We start from the raw sequence: 23854 nt of genomic DNA on the forward strand, positions 1-23854 counted from the left end.
TAGTACGCGCCGTTTAATTTGAAGGTTTATACGTTGATGGTCAGTCAGTTAATTAACGAATTTGATACCTTAGGGTTGTATTTTGGCTTAGCCGGCATTTTCTTTTTTATTGGTATGGCAATTCAAGACGTACTAAAGAAAGGTGACGTGCCCCGATTTGGCCGATACATCGTTTGGTTAGTGCTATTTTTAGGCTGCTCTGGTTTTATAGCAAAAGGACTTATTCAAGTCTTCTGGCAAGGCGCAGGTGTAGGCTAGGCATGGCAAAGTCAGAAACAGATAGAACAACACCCGATTTATTTGAATACGAAAAGCGTCCTGGTAGACCAAAAACAAATCCCCTACCACGTGACATGCAGTTGAAAGTCAACAAACGTAATCAAATAAAACGAGACAAAGCACGTGGTTTAAAGCGTGTAGAATTTAAGGTTTCATCACAGTTATATCAAGCACTAAGCGATATGGCCGATGCGCAGAATATTAGCCGTAGCGCGTTGATTGAAACAATTTTACAAGAAAGATTGGCTATTGATAGATAGAAGGTTTTAAATCCATGTCAAGCGTAGGTATTTTTTTCGGAAGCGATACAGGCAATACTGAACACGTAGCAAAAATGATTCAGAAAGAATTAGGTAAAAAGCTCGTTGCTGTTCACGATATTGCAAAAAGTTCTAAAGAAGAGATTGCTGAATTCGATTTATTGTTATTCGGTATCCCCACTTGGTACTATGGCGAAGCGCAATGTGACTGGGATGATTTTTTCCCTGAGTTAGAAGAAGTAGACTTCGATGGTAAACTTGTTGCTATTTTTGGTTGCGGTGACCAAGAAGACTATGCTGAGTATTTCTTAGATGCGATGGGCATGATCAACGATATCGTTACTGAACGTGGTGCTATAGTTGTGGGTCACTGGCCTACTGAAGGTTACGACTTCGAAGCCTCAAAAGCGGTCATTGATGATAATCACTTTGTAGGCCTAGGCATTGATGAAGACCGTCAGCCAGAACTTACTGAAAAGCGTGTTAAAGAGTGGTGTGCTCAAGTTTATGAAGAAATGTGTTTAGCAGAACTTGCTGATTAATAACAAGTACTACTCGCATTTACTAGCTGATGTAAAGATGCACAACCAGTTCATTTTTGTCTAAAAAATCGGCAATTAAACGAATTGTTCTTTGCACTTAGTAACTAGGCACGTTATTCTAATATTTGCTAATGTGTCGTGTGCATCTTTATGATGCCTAGTATAAATAAATAAAATTGAGACAGATTTAATGACTGATCACAACTTGGAATTAAAAAAAGCAGGGTTAAAAGTAACACTGCCGCGTATTAAAATTTTAGAGATTCTACAATCTCCAGACAACCAACACATCAGCGCTGAAGATGTCTATAAAATTCTGTTAGACATTGGCGAAGAGATTGGTCTTGCAACTGTCTATCGTGTTTTAAACCAATTCGACGATGCAGGTATTGTATCTCGTCATCATTTTGAAGGTGGCAAGTCAGTTTTTGAATTATCGGGTAGTACTCACCACGACCACTTAGTGTGTTTAAAATGTGGTAAAGTTGTTGAGTTCGAAGATGATACGATTGAACGTCGCCAAGAAGAAATCGCAAAAGAGAACGGTATTAAACTAACAAACCACTCTCTTTACCTTTATGGTGAATGCGAAGACACTGCTAAGTGCAAAGAGTTCGCTGAATCAAATAGTTAAAATTTGATTTAGACATAAAAAAACCTGCATTAAGCAGGTTTTTTTATGTCTGTAGAAATTAATTAGATAATTTCTAGTAACTCAACATCAAAGATTAATGTTGAGAAAGGTGCGATTGCAGCACCTGCGCCACGCTCACCATAGGCAAGTTCGTGTGGTACGTATAAACGCCATTTTGAACCAGTACCCATCATTTGTACCGCTTCAGTCCAACCTTTGATAACACCGCTTACTGGGAATTCAGCAGGTTGACCACGCTCATAAGAGCTGTCAAAAACAGTACCGTTAATTAATGTACCGTGGTAATGAGCACGAATTGTAGACTCAGCAGTTGGCTTTTCACCCTCACCCGCTGTTAATACTTCGTACTGTAAGCCTGATTCGGTTACCGTAATTTCTGGACGTTTTGCATTTTCTTCTAAGAACGCAACACCTTCAGCAGCAAGTACTTTAGCTTCTTCTTCACGACGAGCTTGGATTTCTGCATTGATTTTTTCGAAAGCAGCTTGAATTGCAGGGATCTCAACTTGGAAATCACTTCCTGCGTATGCGTCTTTCATACCTTCAAAAACTGAGTTTAGGTTTAAACCTTCAAAAGGGTTAGCTTTAAGTTGCTCACCCATTTGTAAACCAATACCGTAGCTTGCTTTTTCAGCGTCTGTTGTAAAAATATCTGACATGTTTAAATTCACGTTTATTAGTTAAAAGATGCATTTATACTAACATAAAAAAACAACGAATAATGCTTAGTTTACTGCGTTTGCTCAGTGTTTAAACTAATTCGCTGCTTTATTTTTTCAATGACAAAGGTTGACGTTGGTAAACTTAAGATCATTGCGACAATAAAATAAACATCCATCAATCCTGCTTTACCGAGTATAACAAGTGGCACAATTAACAAGCCAACAGATGCGATATACAGTGCAGCTATAACAGGCCAATGCTTATCATATTTTCCAATTAAGTGACCAACCAGCACATTAAAACCGATGCCATAAGCAATCGATGTGAGTAAACCATGCTCTGGCTTTGCATCATGTGCCATAGCAACTAGAACATTCACGCCGCTATGATAAAAATAAGAAAAAACACTCCAAAGCAGAATATGTTTTATAAGGTGTTTAAAAGTAGACGAAGACTCGCTTGTTGACATGACTTATCTCCAGATAGCAAAAAACCGCCCTGTAGGCGGTTTTTTAAAAAATAATGGTGGAGAGATAGGGATTTGAACCCTAGAGGGGCTACAAACCCCTGCCGGTTTTCAAGACCGGTGCATTCGACCACTCTGCCATCTCTCCGTACGGCGCGCATAATAGTGCTTACAGCTTTCATTGTAAAGACTTAACTGTAAAAAAGCCTAAAAAATTTAAATCAATAATATTGCTTTGGTCTGCGGGCAATCCATGAACAAATTAAACAGACGAATAAACTGATTAGTGCAAAGCCGAGTGTTTGAACAATAATGTCTATTTTATTCATATTGTGATTTGGCACAATCACCAGTAAAAAGGCCGGTAGACTGCTAAACGTTAAAACATAACAACAGACTTTAAACGCACGCCCAAAATCAAAACGTTTTGTACTGTGCATCCACCAGGTAAGTAGAAACAAAACACCGACCGCTGATAAACCTAAAAACTGAGGCGCTTTTGTCGAGAGTGCAACAAACAAAGTGATCACTGCACCAACAATACCCCAAAGAGACCAAGCGAACCAATTTTCTTTTTCACGTAAAAATAAGTTTCCCATTTTTCTCGTCTTCTTTATCGTTATTTTTCTAAGACTATCCATACGTTAACAAAAAACAACCGATTAAAAAACATACTGAAGAAGAATAATTAAGTTTTTGCATCCAAGCGCTTCTTACAGCAAAGCCACAACTTGAAAAAAAGTAACATAAGCAAGCTTAATCAGGTATGACTCTTGTGATGCTAAAAAGTTCCCTTAACTTACAGTTTCTCAAAAAAAGTGTCTGGTTTATGACGAATGGGCTTTTTAATATCTACCTCAGGTGTGCCTATATACAAGTAGCCGACAATTTCATCCTCTGCTTTGCAACCAAGCGCGTGTTTAACAGCTGGACTTTGCGCAAAGTAGCCTGTGCGCCAAATGCCACCTAATCCCTGAGCGAATGCAGCTTGTTGCATTGCTAACACAGCGCACCCAGCACTTTGCACCTGCTCTATGCGCGGTACTTTTGGGTTTTCTTTTACATCGGCAATTGTGATTATCACCATGGGTGCTCTGAGGGGGAGCTCTTTTGCCCGCTCAATTACGCGGTCATCTTGCTGCTCTTCGATAGCGGCTTGGTGATAGATCTCACCTAATTTATGGCGTGCTTCGCCTTCCACCACGATAAAACGCCACGGCGCAATACAACCATGATCGGGGACTTTAATCGCAGCGCGCTGAATAATTGAAAGCTGTTCTTCTGTTGGACCCGGTGAAATTAAACGTGGATCTGACTGTCGTGTTTGTAAAAGCGTTAAAGCGTCCATTATTTTTCCGTAAATTCTTAAATACGATGCCCGTTAATACGGGCAATAAAATGTAAGCTTATCATTTAACTTCATTATCAATAAAGCGATTACGGTACTTTCTGCTAAACCAGTAATCTAGACTGACATAGCGTCCCCCGCCTGTAAAAAATAGGCTTAACAGCATCGCAAAATAAATAACAGAAAACTCCATTCCGTTATTTAAAATCACAGGGCGCCCTGTTTCATATAAATAATCAGTAAAACCGTGGGTTTCTAATAAGTCGCGCATTTTTGTTAAGCGCTCAGCTGCCGCTGAGGAGTTGTCTAGGCTTGCTTGTGCACCTGGTATTTGTAGCCAGCTTAATACTCTTGCAGGACTGGTACTGGCATCTGTAGGCGTGACAGCAAACCAGCCATTATCACCGTGTACGCTAGTCGCAGCCACACACATCGTAATCATTAATGGAATAGCTGTAAGACGTGTAAACAGCCCCAAAAATAGCAGTATACCGCCAAGAAACTCTGCCCATGCGGCCAAAAATGCCAGTAGTGCAGGCATCGGTAAACCTAAGCCCCATTCTTTGTTACCAAACCATGTAACGATGTCATCAGATGCAAGAAAATATTGGTAAAAATGCGAGACATCTCCGCTCAACGCTAACTTGTTAAACCCAGCGATTATCATCACCGGCGCTAAGATTAAGCGAAAAATTAAAGCGGGTATCCACTCTAAACACTGCAGACGTTTGAAGATTGTTTGATAGGTATGTGTAATGTGCATAGCGGTCTCATGACTAAAATAGATTAATCAATAAGACCGCTAACAATGTGGTTATCTTTCAGTTAGATTTTGCGTGCGACTTGCAATGCTTCAAAAATAGCGCGTTTTGCATCAATGGCCGCGGCCAGTTTTGCACCACCTATCACATGCACTTTTGCGTTTTCAGCCTCAGCTGCAAATGGTTCACTGTTAGACACCTGACCAATACAGGCAATCACTGTATCAACATCAAGTATCTGTTCCTCACCCTTTACGGTAATCTTTAACCCTTGGTTATCAAAACTGATGTACTGGCAGTCAGCAATTTGTTTAACACCATGCTGTTTTGCTACTTGGCGGTGGATCCAACCCGTCGTTTTACCCAGCTCACTGCCAAAGCGACCTGAGCTTCGTTTTAGCATATAAATTTGGCGATTATCTTTGTGAGGTTGTGGCTCACACTCTATTCCCCATTGAGTTTTAAACTCTTCAATGGTTTGATCTTTATGCTCACTTAAAAAGGCCACCATATCGAAACCGATACCTCCAGCGCCTAATATCGCAATTTTTTCACCCAGTTCAACCTCACCTCTAATCACTTCATCGTAGGCAAAAACACGCTTACCATCAGCACATTCAATTTTAGCTTCACGAGGTCTAACACCGGTCGCAAAGACAACATCAGCGTATTGATTTAGCATGTTATCTGAAAACTCAGTGCCCAATTTTAATTCAACATTTAAACGCTTAAGTTCATTAGTGAAATAATTTAGCGTGTGATTAAAATCTTCTTTTCCGGGTATTTGCATGGCTAAATTAAACTGGCCGCCCATTTGCTCTTTACGCTCAATGAGCGTTACTTTGTGCCCTTTTTGCGCTAAATAGCAACTCGCAGCAAGGCCAGCTGGTCCTGCACCTACCACTAACACTAAACGTGATGACGCGGCTTTTTCTAGGCTATATTCAAGCTCAAATGCAGCTTGAGGGTTCACTAAACAGGTCGCACGTTTATTTTTAAATACGTGGTCTAAACAACCCTGATTACAACCAATACAAATATTTATCTGCTCAGTTTTATTATTTACGTATTTATTAAAAAACTCAGGATCAGCTAAAAGTGGTCTTGCCATCGAAATAAGGTCTGACTCTCCTGCCGCTAAAATACTATTAGCAATCTGTGGGGTGTTAATACGGTTTACCGCAACCACAGGAACTGAGACCGTGTCTTTTAAACGTTTTGACGCCTCTTTAAATGCGCCAGGAGGAACCATACTGGCAATCGTTGGAACGCGAGCCTCATGCCAACCTATACCTGTATTAAAGATATCAACGCCGGCTTCTTCAAGCGCCAAAGCTTGTTGCTTTACTTCATCAGGAGTAGAACCGTCAGGAACTAAATCCATCACTGATAAACGAAAAATAATAATAAATTTTTCACTGACTTTTGCGCGTACTGCTTTCACTATTTCAACAGCTAGGCGCATTCGGTTTTCTAAGCTACCACCATAAGCATCATTTCGCTTATTAGTATGATTCGCCATAAACTCATTAATTAAGTAGCCTTCTGAGCCCATGATCTCAACACCATCGTAGCCCGCCTTTTCGGCTAAGCGCGCTGAGCTTGCAAAATCTTTTATGGTTTTTTTAATGGCACCAAGCGACATCGCCTTTGGTTTGTATGGGTTTATTGGCGCTTTAATCGCACTAGGAGCATGATTAAATGGATGGTAGGCATAACGCCCTGCATGCAAAAGCTGTAAACAAATTTTCCCACCATGCTGGTGTACTGCTTCAGTGTAAGCACGGTGTTTAACAACGTCATAATATGAGCTAAACGTTGATGCAAAAGGAGTAAGTTTACCGCGTAAATTCGGACTATACCCGCCGGTAATAATTAAGCCTGTGCCTCCTTTAGCACGTGCTTCATAAAATGCGCGTAACCGTTTACGATTATGCCAGCCCTCTTCAAGACCGGTGTGCATTGAGCCCATAACCAAACGATTACGAAGTTCGGTATGCGGTAATTGTAATTTTTGTTCTAACATTGTCTGCCCCGTTAACTGGTCGAACCTCTATGATGTTTAGATTCTGCGGTAATAACCCAGAATAATCAACTTTTAGCGAGTAATTAACTGTCGCAATTTCTCGTTTTAAACACTCTGTTACTATTTAACAGTTAAATTTCAGATTATTCTAAGCTAAGATGGGATTACTACTAAGCTGTACTGAATTAAGGAATTATTTTGCTAGCAAAGATATTTAAAGGCATATGGACTGGGATAAACTTTTCCCGCCGTTTGGTTCTAAACCTATTATTTTTAATACTAGTAATACTCTTTATTGTCGCTATTACTAGCGAAGAAGACAAAGTTAAAGTCGCGGATGGAACCGTACTGCGCCTAAACTTAAATGGCCCTATCGTTGAAGAGAAAACCTATGTTGACCCTGTAGAAGCAGCCATTAATGATGCGACTATGGGCAAAGAAGCACCTTCAGAGATTTTGCTTGATGATATTATTGAAGTTATCAACCAAGCTGCAAAAGATGACCGTATCTCTGTTATGTTGCTTGATCTTCAAAAAATGCCAAGCGCGCATATCAATAAGCTTAAACAAATAACAAAAGCGATTGATGAGTTCAAAGACGCTGGTAAACAAGTTATTGCTACAGGCTATTACTACACTCAAGCACAGTACTATATTGCAGCACATGCCAATGAAGTGTCTATGCACCCTTATGGTGGTGTCAGCATTGAAGGTTACGGCATGTTCCCGCTTTACTTTAAAGACGCCCTTGAAAAGCTAAAAGTAACACAACACATTTTCCGTGTAGGTACGTACAAGTCAGCAGTTGAACCATTTATTCGTAATGATATGTCAGATGCAGCAAAAGAAGCTAACCAAGTATGGTTAACTGCACTTTGGAACGAATATAAGTCAGATGTTGCCGCTTCTCGTCCATTTGATGAAAGTAACTTTGACGAAGATATGGATGTTTACCTTGCAAAAATGCAAGCAGTGGATGGAAATTCAGGTGACTATGCCTTAAACAATCAATGGGTTGATTCACTAAAAACATCTCAACAAATTCGCCAGCAACTTATTGACCTAGTCGGTACAGAAGAAACCGGTAAAACATTTAAGCAAGTGAGCTTCCGTGAATATTTATCGCTGGTTAAACCTCCTATCGAATTTGATAACCCTATTACTGAAAAAGTAGCGGTAGTTGTTGCAAAAGGCACGATTGTTGATGGTGAACGTAAAGCCGGTGAAATTGGCGGTGATTCTACCGCAGCCCTACTTCGCAAAGCGCGCTTAGATGATAAAGTAAAAGCTGTGGTTCTGCGTATTGACTCAGGCGGTGGTAGCATGTTTGCCTCTGAGGTTATTCGTGCTGAAGTTCTGGCACTTAAAGCCGCAGGAAAACCGGTTATTGCGTCAATGAGTTCTGTTGCGGCCTCGGGGGGGTACTGGATTGCCTCTGCTGCGAATGAGATTTGGGCAGCGCCAAGTACGATTACAGGTTCAATCGGTGTTTTTGGTACTTTTATGACATTTGAAAACACCATGGCTGAGTTAGGTATCTATTCAGATGGTGTTGCAACCACTGATTTAGCAGGCTTCTCTATTGCTCGCCCACTGGATGAAAAAATGGCCGACATCATTCAACTCAGTGTAGAAAATGCCTACAAACGCTTCTTAAACGTTGTAGCCGAAGCACGAAATATGACTCCTGAGCAAGTTGATAAAATTGCCCAAGGGCGTGTGTGGATTGCAACTCAGGCGAAAGAGCTTGGCTTAGTTGATAAACTAGGTGACAAACAAGATGCGATTGAAGCGGCAGCAGAACTTGCAAAATTAAAGCATTACGATGTTAAAACCATCAAGCAATCTTTAACACCCCAAGAGCAAATGCTACAGGATATTTTTGGCACCGCTGCTGTACAAGCATTCTTAGCTAAGTCGCAGTCTTCTGACTCTGTGCTTGCAACACAAGCTAACTTACAAAGCCTTGTTAAGCAGTTGAGTAGTGAAATTGATAATTTAAAAGATTACAACGACCCACAAGGTGTCTATGCACGCTGTTTAGTGTGTAATGTAATTCAATAAGTTACTAACTAACGCGATTTTAGGTATACTAAGCCCAGTTAATTTACTGGGCTTTTTTATGAAACGTAAACGTATATATATCGCCTATACAGGCGGCACAATCGGGATGAAAAAATCGAGCCGAGGCTATGTTCCTGCTGAAGGCTTTTTAACCGAAACAGTGGTCAACAATGCTGAGTTTAATCGTGATGAAATGCCTTTATTTGATATTCACGAATACTGCCCTTTGATTGATTCATCCGATATGTCACCGGCACATTGGCAACTTATTGCTGACGATATCAAAAGTAAATACCAAGACTATGATGGCTTTGTCGTATTACATGGCACTGACACAATGGCCTACACGGCATCGGCTTTATCGTTTATGTTTGAAAATTTGACCAAACCCGTGATTGTCACAGGCTCACAAATTCCTTTGTCACAGCTTCGCTCTGATGGTCAAGTTAATTTACTAAACGCTATGTACTTAGCAGCGAATTACCCTATTGCTGAAGTCAGCCTGTTTTTCAATAACCAACTGTTCCGTGGTAATAGAGCAACAAAAGCACACGCAGATGGTTTTGACGCGTTTGCTTCACCTAACCTTGAACCGTTAGCGTTATCAGGTATCAATATACAATTAATCAAGGGGCAATTGAGCCCGTATGTCGATAACGAACTGCAAGTATCTAACATTACTCCACAACCAATTGGCGTGTTGTATTTATATCCGGGGATCAGTCCTGAGGTTGTAAAAAGCTTGGTTAACGATAACATTAAAGCGCTTGTATTATTAAGCTTTGGCGTTGGCAATGCACCACAAGACCCTGCCTTTCTAGACATCCTTAATGAGGCTAGTAAGCGTGGCATGGTGATTGTTAATCTTACCCAGTGTTTAAAAGGACATGTCAACATGGGCGGGTATGCCACCGGTAATGCATTACTCAACTGTGGTGTTATCAGTGGCTATGACATGACTTTAGAAGCCTGTTTAACAAAGTTACATTACTTATTTAGCCAAAAGCTTGAGGTTGAAACAGTGCGCCATCTTATGCAAGACAACCTACGTGGCGAGTTGAGTCGATAAAATTAAAGTTTTAGATATTAAAAAGGCACCGTACGGTGCCTTTTTTCATGATGGTGAGTAATTCAACTCATTAACGGACTTTTTCGTCAATATCGACTAAATCAGTTAAATGGCAAACTTCACCACTGTGTGTTTTGATACCGTGCTCACCGAAGTAATCACGCTGTGCCTGAACCAAATGTCCATTGCTTGGTGTTGTAAGTGTTGCAATATACGTTTGTGTTGCAGTTAACACAGGGAATGCAAGACCAGAAGCAACTGCCGCCCCTGTCACTTTACGAAGTGCAGCTGATTCACGCTGCATAGAATCAATAAACTCTACGCCTTCAGCAACATTATCTAAGTAATCGGCACGAATAATACAACCCGCTCGCCACGTTTGTAACGTTTTAGCAAGATCAACTTTCCATTGGTGCGCACGTGATGCACCTTTGATAAGCGCAAGACCTTGACGGTAAGCCAGTAAACTTGCCAACGTAAACGCGTCTTTTAATTCTTCTAGGTCTAACTCAACAGTGTTAGTTGCTTTGGCTGCATAGGTCATTTCTTTTGCAGCATGCGTATCACATGTATTTGTTAAATGGCGAGCTTGTACCGCAGCAACCAGTGAAGGCACTGCAATGCCTAACTCAAGCGCATTTTGTGCTGTCCATAATCCAGTGCCTTTGGCCCCTACTTTATTGTCAATTAAGTCAACTAAAGGCTCACCTTCAGTTGTTTCAAGGCTAAGAATATGACTAGAGATTGATAGTAGGTAGCTATTTAATGTTCCTTCAGACCAATCATTAAAAATGTCGGCAACTTCTTTTGGCGTGCGATTAGTGCCCAAACGAAGCAGTTGATACATTTCTGCAATAAGCTGCATCAACGCATATTCGATACCGTTGTGCACCATTTTTACAAAGTGACCGCTTGCAGATTGCCCTACACGCGCAAAACACGACTCACCCTTGTAACTTGCTGCAACTTTTTCAAACCACGGCTCAACACGCTCCCAGCCGCCTTCTGAGCCACTGGCCATCATTGCAGGACCATGGCGTGCGCCTTCGGCACCCCCTGAGATCCCCATTGTGGCGAATTCAAATTTATTTTGGAACTTAAGTTTACGGCTAATACCGTCTTTATAGTTACTATTGCCGCAATCGACGATGATGTCATCACACTCGACGCCTGCTTCCGCAAGCTCAGTACATACTTTATCAACCAATTCACCAGCAGGAACTAAAAGTAAAATTGAACGAGGCGGCTCTAAACGTCTAACCATATCATTTAAATCAGACACAATATGTAAACGGTCTGCCAATCCGAGTGCTTTCGCACAGCTTAGTAACTCAGCACCCGCATCAGGGTTCTTATCGTACGCTACTAATGTCAGCCCTTTTTCAATCAGGTTGAGGGCAAGATTTTTACCCATAACGCCTAACCCTACTAATGCAACTTGCATTTAGTGTCCTCCTCGGTAACAACTATTGGTTAGTTAATCAAAATAAATACGCGCGCATTATACCCAAGCAGCCCAAAAATGCGAGCATCCAAGCCAACTTGGTAAAAATCAGTGTGTTTAAAAGCGACGTTGTTCAAATTATATCAAAATAACGCAGGCATCGGACCAGATTTTTATAATACCCATTTAAAAGTTAAGTGTATTGACGCTACCTGACACCGGTGTCATAATATCGTCATTCAATTTTTGTATTATGATTCAATAATACATGGATTCAGATACTCATAGTTAAAAAACACATTTTTACCTATGAGTTCTACACCGTGCCGTTGTATAAGCCCATTAGCAAGGCTTTTAGCACGACTTTTTAATAGTAAACCATCAATTCGCTTAACATCGATTAAGCGCACAGGAGAATTTGATGCTAAGACGCACAAAAATTGTTGCGACACTTGGACCGGCAACCGATCGCGATAACAACCTAGAAAAAATTATTCGTGCAGGTGCAAATGTTGTTCGTTTGAACTTCTCACATGGCGTTGCTCAAGATCACAAAGACCGTGCTCAAGCTGTACGCGATATAGCAAAGCGTTTAGGCAAGCACGTTGCAATACTTGCTGATTTACAAGGTCCTAAGATTCGCGTTTCTACATTTAAAGATGGCAAAGTAAACTTAGAAGTAGGTGCTAAATTTACGCTAGACGCAAAAATGGAAAAAGGCCAAGGCGACGTAAACGCTGTGGGTATTGACTACAAAGAATTACCAAACGATGTAAAATCAGGTGATTTGCTACTGTTAAATGATGGCTTAATTCAACTTACTGTCGACTCTGTTGAAGGTGAATTAGTGCATACCACAGTCACTGTGGGTGGCGTGCTTTCGAACAATAAAGGCATCAACCGTTTAGGCGGTGGTCTAACGGCCCCGGCTTTCACCGAGAAAGACAAAGAAGATTTAATCACAGCAACCGAAATTGGTGTTGACTATATTGCAGTTTCTTTCCCACGCAGTGGTGATGACATGCGCTATGTACGTTCACTAGCCGAAGCGGCAGGTTCGAACGCGCAGTTACTCGCTAAAATTGAGCGTGCAGAAGCGGTTGAAACCGTTGAAGCAATTGATGATATCGTCCTAGCTTCTGATGCTGTAATGGTGGCGCGTGGTGATTTAGGTGTTGAAATTGGTGATGCTGCCCTTGTGGGTAAGCAAAAGCTTATTATTAGACGCGCTCGCTCATTAAACCGTACAGTAGTAACGGCAACGCAAATGATGGAATCAATGATCGATAACCCAATGCCAACACGTGCAGAAGTTATGGACGTTGCCAACGCAGTGCTTGATGGGACTGACGCTGTTATGTTATCAGCAGAAACAGCGGCAGGTGACTACCCGGAAGAGACTGTCGCAACCATGGCGCGTGTATGTTTAGGTGCCGAGTCACAAAAAGAAACGCACGTCTCTAAACACCGTTTAGATAGCCGTTTTTCTTCTAACGCTGAATCTATTGCACTTTCAGCCATGTATGCTGCTAACCACCTTGACTCAGTGAAAGCGATTATCACACTGACTGAATCTGGTAGCACGGCTAAACTTATGTCGCGTATCAGCTCTGGTTTACCTATTTATTCGCTGTCTCGTCATGCAAGTACATTAGGCCAAACAGCACTTTATCGTGGCGTTTACCCTGTATACTTTGACTCAACTAAATGTGAAAAAGACAACATGGTTCGTGATGCGTTAAACACGCTTGTTGAGCAAGGCTCTTTAGCCACAGGTGACACTGTAATATTAACTCACGGTGACGCTATGGAAACCATTGGTGCAACTAACACGATGAAAATTGTGACGGTTTAAAAACCAATATAACGAAAAAAGGCGCAAAATTAATTTTGCGCCTTTTTTGTTTAAAATAGCGTATCAGCTTGCCAGTGCTGCTTTTACTTTATCGCGATAACTGCGGCTTACTTTTAACTCTTGGCCATTATCGAGCACTAATAAGTACTCACCGCTGACTTGAGTAACAAGTTTGCTGATTTGTTTTGTATTAACAATCGCACTGCGATGTACTCGCACAAATAACTGGGGATCAAGCTCTTGCTCAAGCTCTTTCATTGTTTTGCGTAAGATATGTGTTTGCCCATCTTGGCAATGTAAACACATGTAATCACCAGCAGCGTCAACCCATTGAATAGTAACAACAGGCACACGGACTATTTCACCCTGCTCTTTTACAGCCAGTGACTCCGGATAACGACGGTCGGCTAAGCTATCACCTGTGGCCAGCTTTTTTAAAATCTCTTCGCAATTATTGCCTGTTATACCCGCGACAAAACTCGCTAGTTTTTTCTTATGGGCGTTATCTTGTTGCGTCTTTAAATAGGTATGCACTTTCTCTACCGCCTGTTTTAGTCTGTTGTCATCGACTGGTTTAAGAATATAATCCAATGCATGAATCTCGAATGCTTTTACAGCAAACTGATCAAACGCCGTTACAAATACAATTGCAGGTAAAGGGTTCACACTTTCGCTTAACGCACGTGCTACTTCAAAACCATTCATATTTGGCATTTGAATATCTAAAAAAACTAATTGGATGTTACCACTAAGGCATTCATCTATTGCCTCTTGACCATTGCTACATAAACGAATGACTTCTATGTCGTCAAACTCAGAGAGTCGAACCGCTAAGCCTTTCCTAGCTAATGGTTCATCATCAACGATCAAAGTTCTAATTTTGCTCATTTCTTAACAGCCTTTTCAAACGGAACACGCAGATTAACTTTTAATCCACTTGGCGAATTGTCAGAGAGTACAAACGAATAGTTGTTCTCATAAAGTGTTTTTAATCGGTCCTTTGTATTTGCTATGCCAACGCCTTGAGAATTAACCAGTTGACCATCTATTAACTCAGTACCAGGACCATTATCGCCTACTTCCAATAATAGTTCATTTGCAAAAACTTGTGCTTTAATATCAATCACTCCCCCCTCATTAAGCTGCGCTATCGCATACTTGATTGAGTTTTCAATAATGGGCTGGAGGATCAAACTCGGTACTAATGCCTCTTTCGCTTGCTCGCTAACATCAACATTGACCTGAAGACGCTCATCAAAACGTACTTTTTCAATCTCTAAATACAGCATGAGTGCGTGTATTTCTTGCTCTAGAGGCACCTTTTTAATGGGATCAGTATTGAGTGTGTAGCGTAAGAAGTCACTTAATTTAGAGACCATTAAATTCGCATCTTTATTCTCTTTCACCAAAATTAAGGTTGATATTGCATTCAGTGTATTAAATAAAAAGTGCGGATTAAGTTGGTAGCGCAGCATTTTTAACTGTGCTTCGTGCGCCATTGTTGTTGCTTTTAAGGCTTTTTGACGCTCACTTTGCAGTAGTTGGTAATACTTTATACCAAAATACAAACCACTCCAGCACAGAATAATATAGACAGAGTCTAATCCCTGCTGAAAATAATAAAACCATTCATTCGGCCGGTAACCGTGTCGATAAATTTCCCATAAGTTGAATTTTTGAACGACCGCCCATAACGTACCCGTGATATAGGATGCCCCAAACACAACAAGCATAAGAACCCATGGCGATGCATTCCAAACTTTGCGATACATATAACGCAGTGGTACTGTCATTAAACACCCTGCATAGGCGTTTAATACAATAACAAATACGTAAATATCACGCATTTCAAATACTTTTGAGCCGATATAATTCACCAACGCGTAGCCTATCCAGCCTGCTATTTGCAAAACCCAGAAGAAGCGTTGTCGATTATCAACTAATGATTGCCAATTCAAAATATCAAGTTACCTTTCGTCGTTATTTTTATTATACCGATAGTCACTCATGCAAAGCACTGCCACCTATCTTAATTTTTAATAGCCTTACCGCATTCTACAGGCATTAAAAAAGCGAAGACTTTGACGGCCTTCGCTTTTTAATCGGCAATTTATTACGCCAATTTATCAGAGGCTACTTTGTATTTAGGATCCTCAATCACGTTAACCTCGACAAGATCGCGTGCTTTATGAAGCAACTGAATACAATCTGGGCTTAAATGACGTAAATGTAATTTTTTACCCGCTTTAGCATACTTATCGGCTAAACTATCAATGGCTTCAATCGCACTGTGATCTGCCACTCGGCTATGTTTAAACTCAATAATGACGTCTTGGGGATCACTTTTTACATCGAATAATTCGGCAAAGTTTTTCACCGAGCCAAAAAACAGTGGGCCATGCAATTCATAGACTTTTGAGCCCTCTTGGTCGATATAGTTGCTTGTATAAATGTGTTTAGCATGCTGCCAAGCAAATACCAGTGCAGACACAATCACACCTACGCACACAGCAATTGCAAGGTCAGTGGCAACAGTCACACCAGACACTAATACAATCACAAATGCATCAGACTTTGGCACGCGCTTCATCATTTTAAAGCTTGCCCATTCAAATGTGCCTAGTACCACCATGAACATTACACCAACCAGTGCCGCCAGCGGGATCATTTCGATTAAGCCTGCTGCAAAAATAATGAAAGCCAATAGGAGTAAGGCTGCGCTAATACCTGATAAACGCGAGCGACCACCCGAGTTAATGTTAATCATTGATTGGCCAATCATTGCACACCCGCCCATTGCACCAAAGAAACCACAGGTTACATTAGCAGCACCTTGACCAATACACTCTTTATTACTGTGGCCACGCGTTTCTGTAATTTCATCTATAAGCGTGAGTGTTAACAATGATTCAATTAAACCAATTGCCGCTAGAATTAATGCATACGGAAAAATTATTTTTAACGTTTCAAGGGTAAATGGCACCATTGGAATATGGAATTGCGGCAGACCGCCTGCGATAGTTGCTTGCTCGTTACCCGTCATCCCTTTTAAGAAATCAAGCACAGTGCGTGCTTCAAGGTCAAACCCAATCACAATACCCGTGACTGTCACGATAGCAACTAATGATGAAGGTACCGCGGTAGTTAGCTTAGGTAAAAAGTGAATAATCGCCATGGTTAACGCGACTAAACCAAGCATTATGTAAAGCGCTTGACCTTCCATCCACTGTTGGCCGCCCATACCATCTGGTACTTTAAATTGACCTAGTTGGGCTAAGAAAATAACGATAGCAAGACCATTCACAAAGCCTAACATGACGGGGTGAGGTACCATGCGAATAAACTTACCAAGCTTAAATATACCTGCGAGGATCTGTAATATCCCCATCAATAATACCGTCGCAAATAGATATTCAACGCCATGGTCTAATACTAAACTTACCATTACGACGGCTAATGCGCCGGTTGCACCTGATATCATTCCAGGGCGACCACCAAAAATAGCCGTAATCAAACCAACAATAAATGCGGCATATAGGCCTACTAAAGGCTCTACATTAGCAACGAAAGCAAAAGCAACGGCTTCTGGCACCAATGCCAGTGCGACTGTCAGGCCCGATAATATATCGTTTTTAGCAGAGCTTGGCGCTTTGCTGAGTAAGTTAAACATTAAGATCCTCTTTCAAGTGTATGCATTTTGGCAAGGCGCAGAATTCTAGCAAAAACTGCCTACGTTAACAATCAGCAACAACCGTAAACACACAGACAACAAAACGGTTAGCACGCAAAAGCACTAACCGTTTGTCAATAAAAAGCTAAATGAAGAAGGTATAGTTAAAGAGGTAAAGATGTACTTCGCTTCACACAAGTCATCGTCACATTTGAGTGTACTTCTTGCACAAACTCAAGATTTAGAAGGTTATCGCGAACAAACTGCTCATACCCTTCAATTCCTTTAGAAATAATGCGCAGCATAAAGTCCATAGTACCCGCCATGCTATAGCACTCGGTCACTTCGTCGTAGCTCATGATTAAACGTTCAAATTCAGCTAAGTTTGTTCTGCCATGATTTGATAAGCGAACATGTGCATAAACCAACATATCAAAGCCAAGCTTTTTCTCATCAAGTAAAGCAACTTTACCTTTGATATAACCATCTTGTTCAAGTTTAGCGATACGACGCCAACAAGGAGATTGAGATAAACCAACTTTATCGGCAATTTCTGCCGTTGATAAGCTAGCATCCTGCTGTAATAATGCCAAAATTTGGCGATCTACTTGGTTTAGAGACATTTTATTTCTTTTTCTTTAAAAATACTGAGTAAATTATATAACTGATTTGAATGTCAGTCTGCCTATTTTCTATTATTTATGCGAAAAAAATGCAATTTTAGCCAAAGCGTCCACTAATAAATGGATTCGTTTTTCGCTCATGCCCTACGGTAGTGTTTGGACCATGACCAGGTAAAATGGCAACTTCATCTGCAAACGATAAAATTTCTGATTTAATTGATGCAAGCAGCTGCGCACTATCGCCTTTTGGAAAGTCTGTGCGCCCTACTGAACCTTGAAAAATAACATCTCCGACGATGACCTGCTGTGTCTCGTCATCATAAAAGACCACGTGCCCTGGCGTATGGCCTGGACAATGGCGCACCGATAACTGGCTATTACCCACGCTAATCACATCGCCATGGTTTAACCACTGTGTTGGATAAAAAGGTGAAATGGGTGCAAATCCGAACATTTGAGCTTGCATTGGCAGTGAATCAAACCAAAACTTGTCGTCAATGTGTGGACCAATAATGTCAACATTAAACTTATCGGCAAGCTGTTTAGCCGCACCAACATGATCTAAATGACCATGGGTTAGATAAATTGCAATTAATTCACAACCAAGTGAGGCAAGCTGAGCGCATAATTTTTCAGCATCACCGCCAGGGTCAACTAATGCTGCTTTATTCGTCTGCTGGCAAATAATTATGCGGCAGTTTTGTGCAAACCCCGTCACAGGGACTGTAATGACTTTCATCGTTTTTATCCTTGTTCAGGTGTCTCAAACGTCATTAAAATTGGGTATTTTAAATACGCTTGATCATAAAATGGGGTACGCTCATAAAGCCAATTCAGACGCGCTTCTGGATCATTCGCAAATTGTTTATCTTCACGAATTTTCTGATCAAACTCTAATGCAAGGGCCGGTTTTTCTTTTAGCATCTGACGAGCATATGGCATGAGCGCGTAATTTTCCATGTACTCAGTACGTTGAAAAATGGTGTTAAACTCACCCCATGAAAAAAATGAATCAGGGGCTTCAGGGTGCAGCAAATGTGTTGCCAATTCTGAGTAGGGTTGCGCCGTTGAGACTTTATACCAGCCCTGTACATCTACTTGCACAGGGGCATAGTCAAATTTGGCATCTACACGAAAACGCCCTTCAAAGGGAGCTTTAGCAAATGTATAGTCGACTACGCTTGCCTGTGTCATCACTGCCGTTGGCGTGTTATCAACCTGAGTAACGTCGATACCGTGTAACTTAAGTTTTTTGATTATATTGCTATACGCAGGTGGAATGTAAAACGCACGAGGAACATGAACCGTTTTCTTAACGTCTTTTTGCCAAAAAATCGGCAATGACTCATAGTTTTTAGCTTCACCGAGGTATTTAACTTCAGCTTGCCCTGTAAGCGCGCTTTCACTGCGTGAATAGGCAATGCCTTTAAATGCGAGTGTGTCGGGTTGCTTTGCGTAACTACGCTCAACAACGAGTTGTCTCGGTTTAAAATCGAGCTCTTTTTTTACAGCGGCATTTAATGCTTTATCGTTAGCTGCAAGCGCATCAATAGCGCCGTCGATAAACACATATGTGCCTAACACACGCTGCTTGTAAGGTTTTAAAGAGTGATTTTCAACTAAAATACTAGGCAATGAACGTAAGTCACCCCACCCATTCGAATAACGAGGTGTCGCAACCCATCCTGCTAAGCCTTTTTTAAAATCGCGCTTGTCCATAACAAACACTAATGGCCCAGGTATGTGCCCTGCTTTTTCTAATTTGGCATCAATGACAGGTTTAAACAGGGTGTCTAGCGCTTCTGACACACTTGGTGACTCACTTGAGAACACAGGATTGTACCCATACGTGACATCGTATTGGTAATCAGCGCCATCTGTTACATGTACATCAATATAAAGGTCGGGTTTGAATTGATTTATAACCTGCATAACCCCTTGTACTTCGGGGGTATCAAGCTTTGTATAATCACGATTTAAGTTTAAATTTAGACCGTTAGTTCTAAATCCCATTTCTGCTGGGCCACGCTGATTTATACGGTTAAATTGGCTGCTACGTTCGTGACCATCTACATTCAGAATTGGAATGAACAGAATGTTTACTTTACTTAAAATATCACGACGCTTTCCGGTCGCAATATCACGTAATAGCATAAACATGGCATCTTTACCGTCAATTTCCCCGCTGTGAATACCCGCTTGAACAAAGATAGTTGGTTTGGTATCTGCAACAAGTTGTGTTGGCTCAAACAACCCTTGCTCATTAGCAACAAGCATTTTTATTGCGCGGCCACTGCTACTTGTGGCAATCGTTTTTACTTTAAATTGAGTAGGATTAGCCGCAACGAGTCGATCTACAAAAGCCATTGTGTCTGCATAATTTGGCGATAAGGTGCCATCACTTAATTCAAAATCAGTCGTTAATGGCCCTTTTTCTTGCATTAAAGACACACTGTTACCTTGCCACGGTAACAAAGGAGGTAGGTGGCTGTCTAAAGTCACTACAGTAGATAAAAACACTAAACTGGCAAACATATCACTCTCAAGTGCGGTACTTATTCTATTAATGGGAATTATAACAACTAATTAGAATAGATTGCGTAAACTGCGGTGATTCAACAAAAAAATGGAGCAAATGACAGGACGTGATTATTTAAAGATTCACGGTTCAGGAGTTCTAAGATCAAAAAAAGGAGCACTAGGCTCCTTTTTAAACTGTATCAAAAGCGAAAATTAAGCCGCTAGGCCTTCTTTAGCTTTTGCAACAAGCGCTGCGAATGCAACTTGGTCGTAAACAGCGATATCTGCAAGGATCTTACGATCGATTTCTACAGATGTCTTTTTAAGACCATTGATAAAACGGCTGTATGAAAGACCGTTTTGACGAGCTGCTGCATTGATACGTGCAATCCAAAGTTGACGGAAAGTACGTTTCTTAGCACGACGGTCACGGTAAGCGTATTGACCCGCTTTAGTAACTGCCTGGAAAGCTACGCGGTAAACACGTGAACGTGCTCCGTAGTAACCTTTAGCTTGTTTTAAAACTTTTTTGTGACGTGCACGTGCGATAACACCGCGTTTAACTCTTGCCATTTCTGAAGACTCCTATTAAGCGAATGGTAACATACGTGAAACTAGACCATGGTCATTCTTATGAACCATCATCTTAGGACGTAAGTGTAATTTACGCTTAGAAGTTTTCTTAGTCAGAATGTGACGAAGATGCGCTTGTTTACGCTTGAAACCGCCAGAAGCAGTTTTCTTGAAACGCTTAGCTGCGCCTCTGTGTGATTTTAGCTTGTAAGCCATTGCAATAACTCCAAATGTATTGCTCAACAATATGGCAAGCAGGCGAGAGATATAAATAGCTCTTCTTTCAAGGCCTAACTTACCGCCATTATCCGGTGAAAGCCCAGTACTAATGCACTGCAACTTTACTTAAACCGGTTATTTCAGGTGAACAGCATGCTGTTACTTGATGACCTGAGATAAATTCGGTGCGTATTATCGCTTGTTTATTGCTTTTTAGCAATAGGTGCCATCATCATAACCATTTGGCGACCTTCAACACGATTTGGGAAAGATTCAACTTGTGAAACATCTTCCAAATCAGCTTTAACACGATTTAATAATTCAATACCAATTTCTTGGTGAGCCATTTCACGACCACGGAAACGAATAGTAATTTTAGCTTTATCACCCGCTTCTAAGAACTTACGCAAATTGCGAAGCTTAACCTGGTAATCACCTTCATCCGTGCCTGGACGGAATTTGATTTCTTTCACCTGGATTTGCTTTTGCTTTTTCTTTTGTTCTTTTAGTTCTTTGCTTTTCTCAAAGATGAACTTACCGTAGTCCATAACCTTACAAACAGGTGGCTCAGCATTAGGACTGATTTCTACAAGATCTACACCCGCATCATCAGCCATAGCTTGCGCCTCTTTTAATGACACGATGCCAGCTTGCTCGCCGTCAATGTCAATTAAACGAACTTCTTTAGCTGTAATATCTTCGTTGATACGATTTTTTTGAGCTGTTTGTTGCCCTTTCTTGCCGCCTCTAATGGTACGATCCTCCAAGAATATAAAATAAAAAGCGTGTAGTTGGCTGTTTGTTATGCCCTACACGCTCATGATTTATTGTCGATTTTTTATTTCGTCGCTAATTTTTGCAATGAAATCATCAACATTAAATTTGCCTAGGTCTTCACCTGTGCGAGTGCGTACTGCCACTTCTTGTTGTTCAACTTCTTTGTCGCCTACAACAAGTAAGTAAGGAATACGTTTTAACGTATGTTCACGGATTTTAAAGCCAATCTTCTCATTTCTCAAGTCAGCAGCGGCTCTAATTCCAAGTTTATTTAATTTTTGTACAATTTCTTGCACATAGTCAGCTTGTTTATCCGTGATATTCATGATCACCACTTGCTTAGGTGCAAGCCATGTCGGGAACAATCCGGCGTATTCTTCAGTTAAAATACCAATGAAACGCTCAATCGAACCTAATATAGCACGGTGTATCATAACTGGTGTACGACGTTCGTTATTTTCTGCAACGTATGTCGCACCTAAACGACCTGGTAATGCAAAATCTAATTGCACTGTACCACATTGCCATGCACGGTCTAAACAATCATATAATGTAAATTCAATTTTCGGACCGTAAAACGCCCCTTCACCCGGTAAGTAATCAAACTCAATGTCGTTTACTTTCAGAGCTTCTGCTAACGCAAGCTCTGCTTTGTCCCACATTTCGTCTTCACCGATACGTTTTTCTGGGCGAGTAGACAGTTTTACAACGATCTTTTCAAAACCGAACGTTTCATACGTGTCGTAAACCATTTTGATACACGCTGATACTTCATCCATAATTTGGTCTTCAGTACAGAATATATGTGCATCATCTTGTGTAAAACCACGAACACGCATTAAGCCATGTAATGCACCTGATGGCTCATTACGATGACAACAACCAAACTCAGCCATACGCAATGGTAAGTCACGGTATGATTTTAGACCTTGGTTGAAAATTTGCACATGACCAGGACAGTTCATTGGTTTAATAGCATATTCACGCTTTTCAGATTCTGTGGTGAACATGGCATCTGCGTATTTATCCCAGTGCCCTGATTTTTCCCACAAAACTCGGTCCATCATTAATGGGCCTTTCACTTCTTCGTAGTCGTACTCACGTAGTTTTTCACGAACGAAGTCTTCAAGCTCACGGTAAATGCTCCAGCCGTCATTATGCCAAAACACCATACCCGGCGCTTCTTCTTGCCAATGCCATAAATCAAGTGCTTTACCAATGCGACGGTGGTCACGTTTTTCAGCTTCTTCTAAACGTTTTAAATACGCTTTAAGTTGCTTTTTATCTGCCCATGCTGTGCCGTAAATACGTTGCAGCATTTTGTTTTCAGAATCACCGCGCCAATAAGCACCCGCCACTTTCATTATTTTAAAATGTTGGCAGAATTTCATATTTGGTACGTGTGGGCCACGACACATGTCAATGTATTCTTCGTGGTGGTATAAACCTGGGCGGTCATCTTTTGCGATATTCTCGTCTAAGATTTCCATTTTGTATGTTTCACCACGTGCTTCGAATGTATCACGCGCTTCTTGCCAGCTTACGGTCTTTTTAACCACATCGTAGTTTGTTTTTGCAAGTTCAAGCATACGCTTTTCGATGGCGTCTAAATCGTCTTGACTTAATGAGTGATCCATATCGATATCGTAGTAAAAACCATTGTCGATCGTTGGACCAATTGCCATTTTCGCGTCAGGGAAAAGTTGCTTAACAGCATGACCAATAAGGTGCGCACAAGAGTGACGGATGATTTCTAAACCGTCGTCATCCTTGGCAGTAATAATTTCTAAGCGCGCATCGTCGGTAATTAAGTCACATGCATCAACACGATTACCATTTACACGACCGGCTATGGTTGCTTTCGCTAAACCTGGGCCAATATCGCTGGCAACATCATATGTACTTACTGGGTTTTCAAAACTACGCTGACTGCCGTCAGGAAGGGTAATAACTGGCATTATAAATCCTTATACAGTGGTGATGCCTACAATGCATCACATGTAATTTTTTAAATAAATTTTGAGTAACTCTGCAACGCTT

General features: G+C 41.0%; 24 protein-coding genes and 1 tRNA gene. 7 read left to right on the forward strand and 18 right to left on the reverse strand.

The features are described from left to right. The first annotated feature begins 36 nt into the window (after window positions 1-36). The 4 genes from H3302_RS08355 to fur all read left to right on the forward strand — a co-directional run bounded on the left by H3302_RS08355 (window position 37) and on the right by fur (window position 1715). A complete protein-coding gene (locus H3302_RS08355; RefSeq protein ID WP_036968243.1) occupies window positions 37-258 on the forward strand; it encodes a DUF2788 domain-containing protein in 222 nt (73 codons plus the stop codon). A gap of 2 nt (window positions 259-260) precedes the next feature. Beyond that, window positions 261-539, forward strand: coding sequence for a LexA regulated protein (gene ybfE / locus H3302_RS08360; protein ID WP_004586673.1), 279 nt, complete (start codon window positions 261-263; stop codon window positions 537-539). 14 nt (window positions 540-553) lie between these two features. Next, window positions 554-1081 carry a flavodoxin FldA gene (gene fldA, locus H3302_RS08365; RefSeq protein WP_036968238.1) on the forward strand — a complete coding sequence of 176 codons (528 nt, stop codon included), beginning with the start codon at window positions 554-556 and terminating at the stop codon, window positions 1079-1081. A 190-nt stretch (window positions 1082-1271) separates the two neighbouring features. Continuing rightward, on the forward strand, window positions 1272-1715 hold the full coding sequence (gene fur, locus H3302_RS08370) for a ferric iron uptake transcriptional regulator (protein ID WP_036968236.1): 444 nt from the start codon (window positions 1272-1274) through the stop codon (window positions 1713-1715). Window positions 1716-1777: 62 nt separating this feature from the next. Here fur and H3302_RS08375 read toward each other — a convergent pair whose 3' ends face one another. The 7 genes from H3302_RS08375 to H3302_RS08405 all read right to left on the reverse strand — a co-directional run bounded on the left by H3302_RS08375 (window position 1778) and on the right by H3302_RS08405 (window position 7000). Continuing rightward, window positions 1778-2395, reverse strand: a complete 618-nt coding sequence (locus tag H3302_RS08375) for an FKBP-type peptidyl-prolyl cis-trans isomerase (protein WP_036968233.1) — start codon at window positions 2393-2395, stop codon at window positions 1778-1780. 71 nt (window positions 2396-2466) lie between these two features. Beyond that, on the reverse strand, window positions 2467-2868 hold the full coding sequence (locus H3302_RS08380) for a hypothetical protein (RefSeq protein ID WP_051501762.1): 402 nt from the start codon (window positions 2866-2868) through the stop codon (window positions 2467-2469). 54 nt (window positions 2869-2922) lie between these two features. Continuing rightward, a tRNA-Ser gene (locus H3302_RS08385) sits at window positions 2923-3013 on the reverse strand. A 73-nt stretch (window positions 3014-3086) separates the two neighbouring features. After that, window positions 3087-3464 (reverse strand): hypothetical protein, encoded by a 378-nt coding sequence (locus H3302_RS08390; RefSeq protein ID WP_036968230.1) that lies wholly within the window; start codon window positions 3462-3464, stop codon window positions 3087-3089. Window positions 3465-3664: 200 nt separating this feature from the next. Then, entirely contained in the window at window positions 3665-4213 is a 549-nt protein-coding gene (locus H3302_RS08395; protein WP_182394890.1) for an NAD(P)H nitroreductase, read from the reverse strand. A gap of 61 nt (window positions 4214-4274) precedes the next feature. After that, a complete protein-coding gene (locus tag H3302_RS08400; RefSeq protein ID WP_065979964.1) occupies window positions 4275-4976 on the reverse strand; it encodes a DoxX family protein in 702 nt (233 codons plus the stop codon). A 62-nt stretch (window positions 4977-5038) separates the two neighbouring features. Beyond that, entirely contained in the window at window positions 5039-7000 is a 1962-nt protein-coding gene (locus tag H3302_RS08405) for an FAD-dependent oxidoreductase (RefSeq protein WP_182394893.1), read from the reverse strand. Between the two features lie 198 nt (window positions 7001-7198). On the opposite strand from H3302_RS08405, the gene sppA reads away from it, so the two are divergent. Next, complete coding sequence (gene sppA, locus H3302_RS08410; protein ID WP_036968219.1) at window positions 7199-9064, forward strand: signal peptide peptidase SppA; 1866 nt, start codon at window positions 7199-7201, stop codon at window positions 9062-9064. Between the two features lie 58 nt (window positions 9065-9122). Continuing rightward, a complete protein-coding gene (ansA, locus tag H3302_RS08415; RefSeq protein ID WP_036968216.1) occupies window positions 9123-10133 on the forward strand; it encodes an asparaginase in 1011 nt (336 codons plus the stop codon). Between the two features lie 70 nt (window positions 10134-10203). On the opposite strand, the gene gndA is transcribed toward ansA, so the two are convergent. Next, a complete protein-coding gene (gene gndA / locus H3302_RS08420) occupies window positions 10204-11577 on the reverse strand; it encodes an NADP-dependent phosphogluconate dehydrogenase (protein WP_075593539.1) in 1374 nt (457 codons plus the stop codon). Window positions 11578-11998: 421 nt separating this feature from the next. Here gndA and pyk point away from each other — a divergent pair, with 421 nt between their 5' ends. After that, window positions 11999-13432: a pyruvate kinase gene (gene pyk, locus H3302_RS08425; RefSeq protein WP_036968210.1), complete on the forward strand. Its 1434-nt coding sequence runs from the start codon at window positions 11999-12001 to the stop codon at window positions 13430-13432. 63 nt (window positions 13433-13495) lie between these two features. Here the strand turns inward: pyk and H3302_RS08430 are convergent, their stop codons facing one another. From H3302_RS08430 to thrS, 10 genes are all read right to left on the reverse strand, one after another. After that, entirely contained in the window at window positions 13496-14320 is an 825-nt protein-coding gene (locus H3302_RS08430; protein WP_036968204.1) for a LytTR family DNA-binding domain-containing protein, read from the reverse strand. Further along, the gene (locus H3302_RS08435) at window positions 14317-15390 is read right to left on the reverse strand and encodes a sensor histidine kinase (protein ID WP_036968201.1); all 1074 of its coding nucleotides are present in this window, start codon (window positions 15388-15390) and stop codon (window positions 14317-14319) included. The genes H3302_RS08430 and H3302_RS08435 overlap by 4 nt, the downstream gene beginning before the upstream one ends. A 155-nt stretch (window positions 15391-15545) precedes the next feature. Then, window positions 15546-17102 carry a SulP family inorganic anion transporter gene (locus H3302_RS08440; RefSeq protein ID WP_036968200.1) on the reverse strand — a complete coding sequence of 519 codons (1557 nt, stop codon included), beginning with the start codon at window positions 17100-17102 and terminating at the stop codon, window positions 15546-15548. Between the two features lie 164 nt (window positions 17103-17266). Beyond that, entirely contained in the window at window positions 17267-17725 is a 459-nt protein-coding gene (locus H3302_RS08445) for an Lrp/AsnC family transcriptional regulator (protein ID WP_036968198.1), read from the reverse strand. A gap of 97 nt (window positions 17726-17822) precedes the next feature. Beyond that, a complete protein-coding gene (locus H3302_RS08450) occupies window positions 17823-18464 on the reverse strand; it encodes an MBL fold metallo-hydrolase (RefSeq protein ID WP_036968195.1) in 642 nt (213 codons plus the stop codon). 5 nt (window positions 18465-18469) lie between these two features. Beyond that, window positions 18470-20260 (reverse strand): M14 family metallopeptidase, encoded by a 1791-nt coding sequence (locus H3302_RS08455; RefSeq protein ID WP_036968192.1) that lies wholly within the window; start codon window positions 20258-20260, stop codon window positions 18470-18472. A gap of 198 nt (window positions 20261-20458) precedes the next feature. Next, window positions 20459-20818, reverse strand: a complete 360-nt coding sequence (gene rplT / locus H3302_RS08460; RefSeq protein WP_036968189.1) for a 50S ribosomal protein L20 — start codon at window positions 20816-20818, stop codon at window positions 20459-20461. Window positions 20819-20833: 15 nt separating this feature from the next. Further along, complete coding sequence (gene rpmI, locus H3302_RS08465) at window positions 20834-21034, reverse strand: 50S ribosomal protein L35 (protein WP_004587840.1); 201 nt, start codon at window positions 21032-21034, stop codon at window positions 20834-20836. Window positions 21035-21240: 206 nt separating this feature from the next. Further along, window positions 21241-21804, reverse strand: a complete 564-nt coding sequence (gene infC / locus H3302_RS08470) for a translation initiation factor IF-3 (protein WP_074989585.1) — start codon at window positions 21802-21804, stop codon at window positions 21241-21243. Window positions 21805-21861: 57 nt separating this feature from the next. Next, window positions 21862-23772, reverse strand: a complete 1911-nt coding sequence (thrS, locus tag H3302_RS08475) for a threonine--tRNA ligase (protein ID WP_036968184.1) — start codon at window positions 23770-23772, stop codon at window positions 21862-21864. Window positions 23773-23854: the final 82 nt, after the last annotated feature.

The organism is Pseudoalteromonas sp. MT33b (assembly GCF_014117385.1).
Classification (GTDB): domain Bacteria; phylum Pseudomonadota; class Gammaproteobacteria; order Enterobacterales; family Alteromonadaceae; genus Pseudoalteromonas; species Pseudoalteromonas lipolytica.

Excerpts from the sequence above, each read along its gene's own strand:
- H3302_RS08355 (WP_036968243.1), top strand. The coding sequence starts at position 37 with ATGGTCAGTCAGTTAATTAACGAATTTGATACCTTAGGGTTGTATTTT.
- ybfE (WP_004586673.1), top strand. The coding sequence starts at position 261 with ATGGCAAAGTCAGAAACAGATAGAACAACACCCGATTTATTTGAATAC.
- fldA (WP_036968238.1), top strand. The coding sequence starts at position 554 with ATGTCAAGCGTAGGTATTTTTTTCGGAAGCGATACAGGCAATACTGAA.
- fur (WP_036968236.1), top strand. The coding sequence starts at position 1,272 with ATGACTGATCACAACTTGGAATTAAAAAAAGCAGGGTTAAAAGTAACA.
- H3302_RS08375 (WP_036968233.1), bottom strand. The coding sequence starts at position 2,395 with ATGTCAGATATTTTTACAACAGACGCTGAAAAAGCAAGCTACGGTATT.
- H3302_RS08380 (WP_051501762.1), bottom strand. The coding sequence starts at position 2,868 with ATGTCAACAAGCGAGTCTTCGTCTACTTTTAAACACCTTATAAAACAT.
- H3302_RS08390 (WP_036968230.1), bottom strand. The coding sequence starts at position 3,464 with ATGGGAAACTTATTTTTACGTGAAAAAGAAAATTGGTTCGCTTGGTCT.
- H3302_RS08395 (WP_182394890.1), bottom strand. The coding sequence starts at position 4,213 with ATGGACGCTTTAACGCTTTTACAAACACGACAGTCAGATCCACGTTTA.
- H3302_RS08400 (WP_065979964.1), bottom strand. The coding sequence starts at position 4,976 with ATGCACATTACACATACCTATCAAACAATCTTCAAACGTCTGCAGTGT.
- H3302_RS08405 (WP_182394893.1), bottom strand. The coding sequence starts at position 7,000 with ATGTTAGAACAAAAATTACAATTACCGCATACCGAACTTCGTAATCGT.
- ansA (WP_036968216.1), top strand. The coding sequence starts at position 9,123 with ATGAAACGTAAACGTATATATATCGCCTATACAGGCGGCACAATCGGG.
- gndA (WP_075593539.1), bottom strand. The coding sequence starts at position 11,577 with ATGCAAGTTGCATTAGTAGGGTTAGGCGTTATGGGTAAAAATCTTGCC.
- pyk (WP_036968210.1), top strand. The coding sequence starts at position 11,999 with ATGCTAAGACGCACAAAAATTGTTGCGACACTTGGACCGGCAACCGAT.
- H3302_RS08430 (WP_036968204.1), bottom strand. The coding sequence starts at position 14,320 with ATGAGCAAAATTAGAACTTTGATCGTTGATGATGAACCATTAGCTAGG.
- H3302_RS08440 (WP_036968200.1), bottom strand. The coding sequence starts at position 17,102 with ATGTTTAACTTACTCAGCAAAGCGCCAAGCTCTGCTAAAAACGATATA.
- H3302_RS08445 (WP_036968198.1), bottom strand. The coding sequence starts at position 17,725 with ATGTCTCTAAACCAAGTAGATCGCCAAATTTTGGCATTATTACAGCAG.
- H3302_RS08450 (WP_036968195.1), bottom strand. The coding sequence starts at position 18,464 with ATGAAAGTCATTACAGTCCCTGTGACGGGGTTTGCACAAAACTGCCGC.
- H3302_RS08455 (WP_036968192.1), bottom strand. The coding sequence starts at position 20,260 with ATGTTTGCCAGTTTAGTGTTTTTATCTACTGTAGTGACTTTAGACAGC.
- rplT (WP_036968189.1), bottom strand. The coding sequence starts at position 20,818 with ATGGCAAGAGTTAAACGCGGTGTTATCGCACGTGCACGTCACAAAAAA.
- rpmI (WP_004587840.1), bottom strand. The coding sequence starts at position 21,034 with ATGGCTTACAAGCTAAAATCACACAGAGGCGCAGCTAAGCGTTTCAAG.
- thrS (WP_036968184.1), bottom strand. The coding sequence starts at position 23,772 with ATGCCAGTTATTACCCTTCCTGACGGCAGTCAGCGTAGTTTTGAAAAC.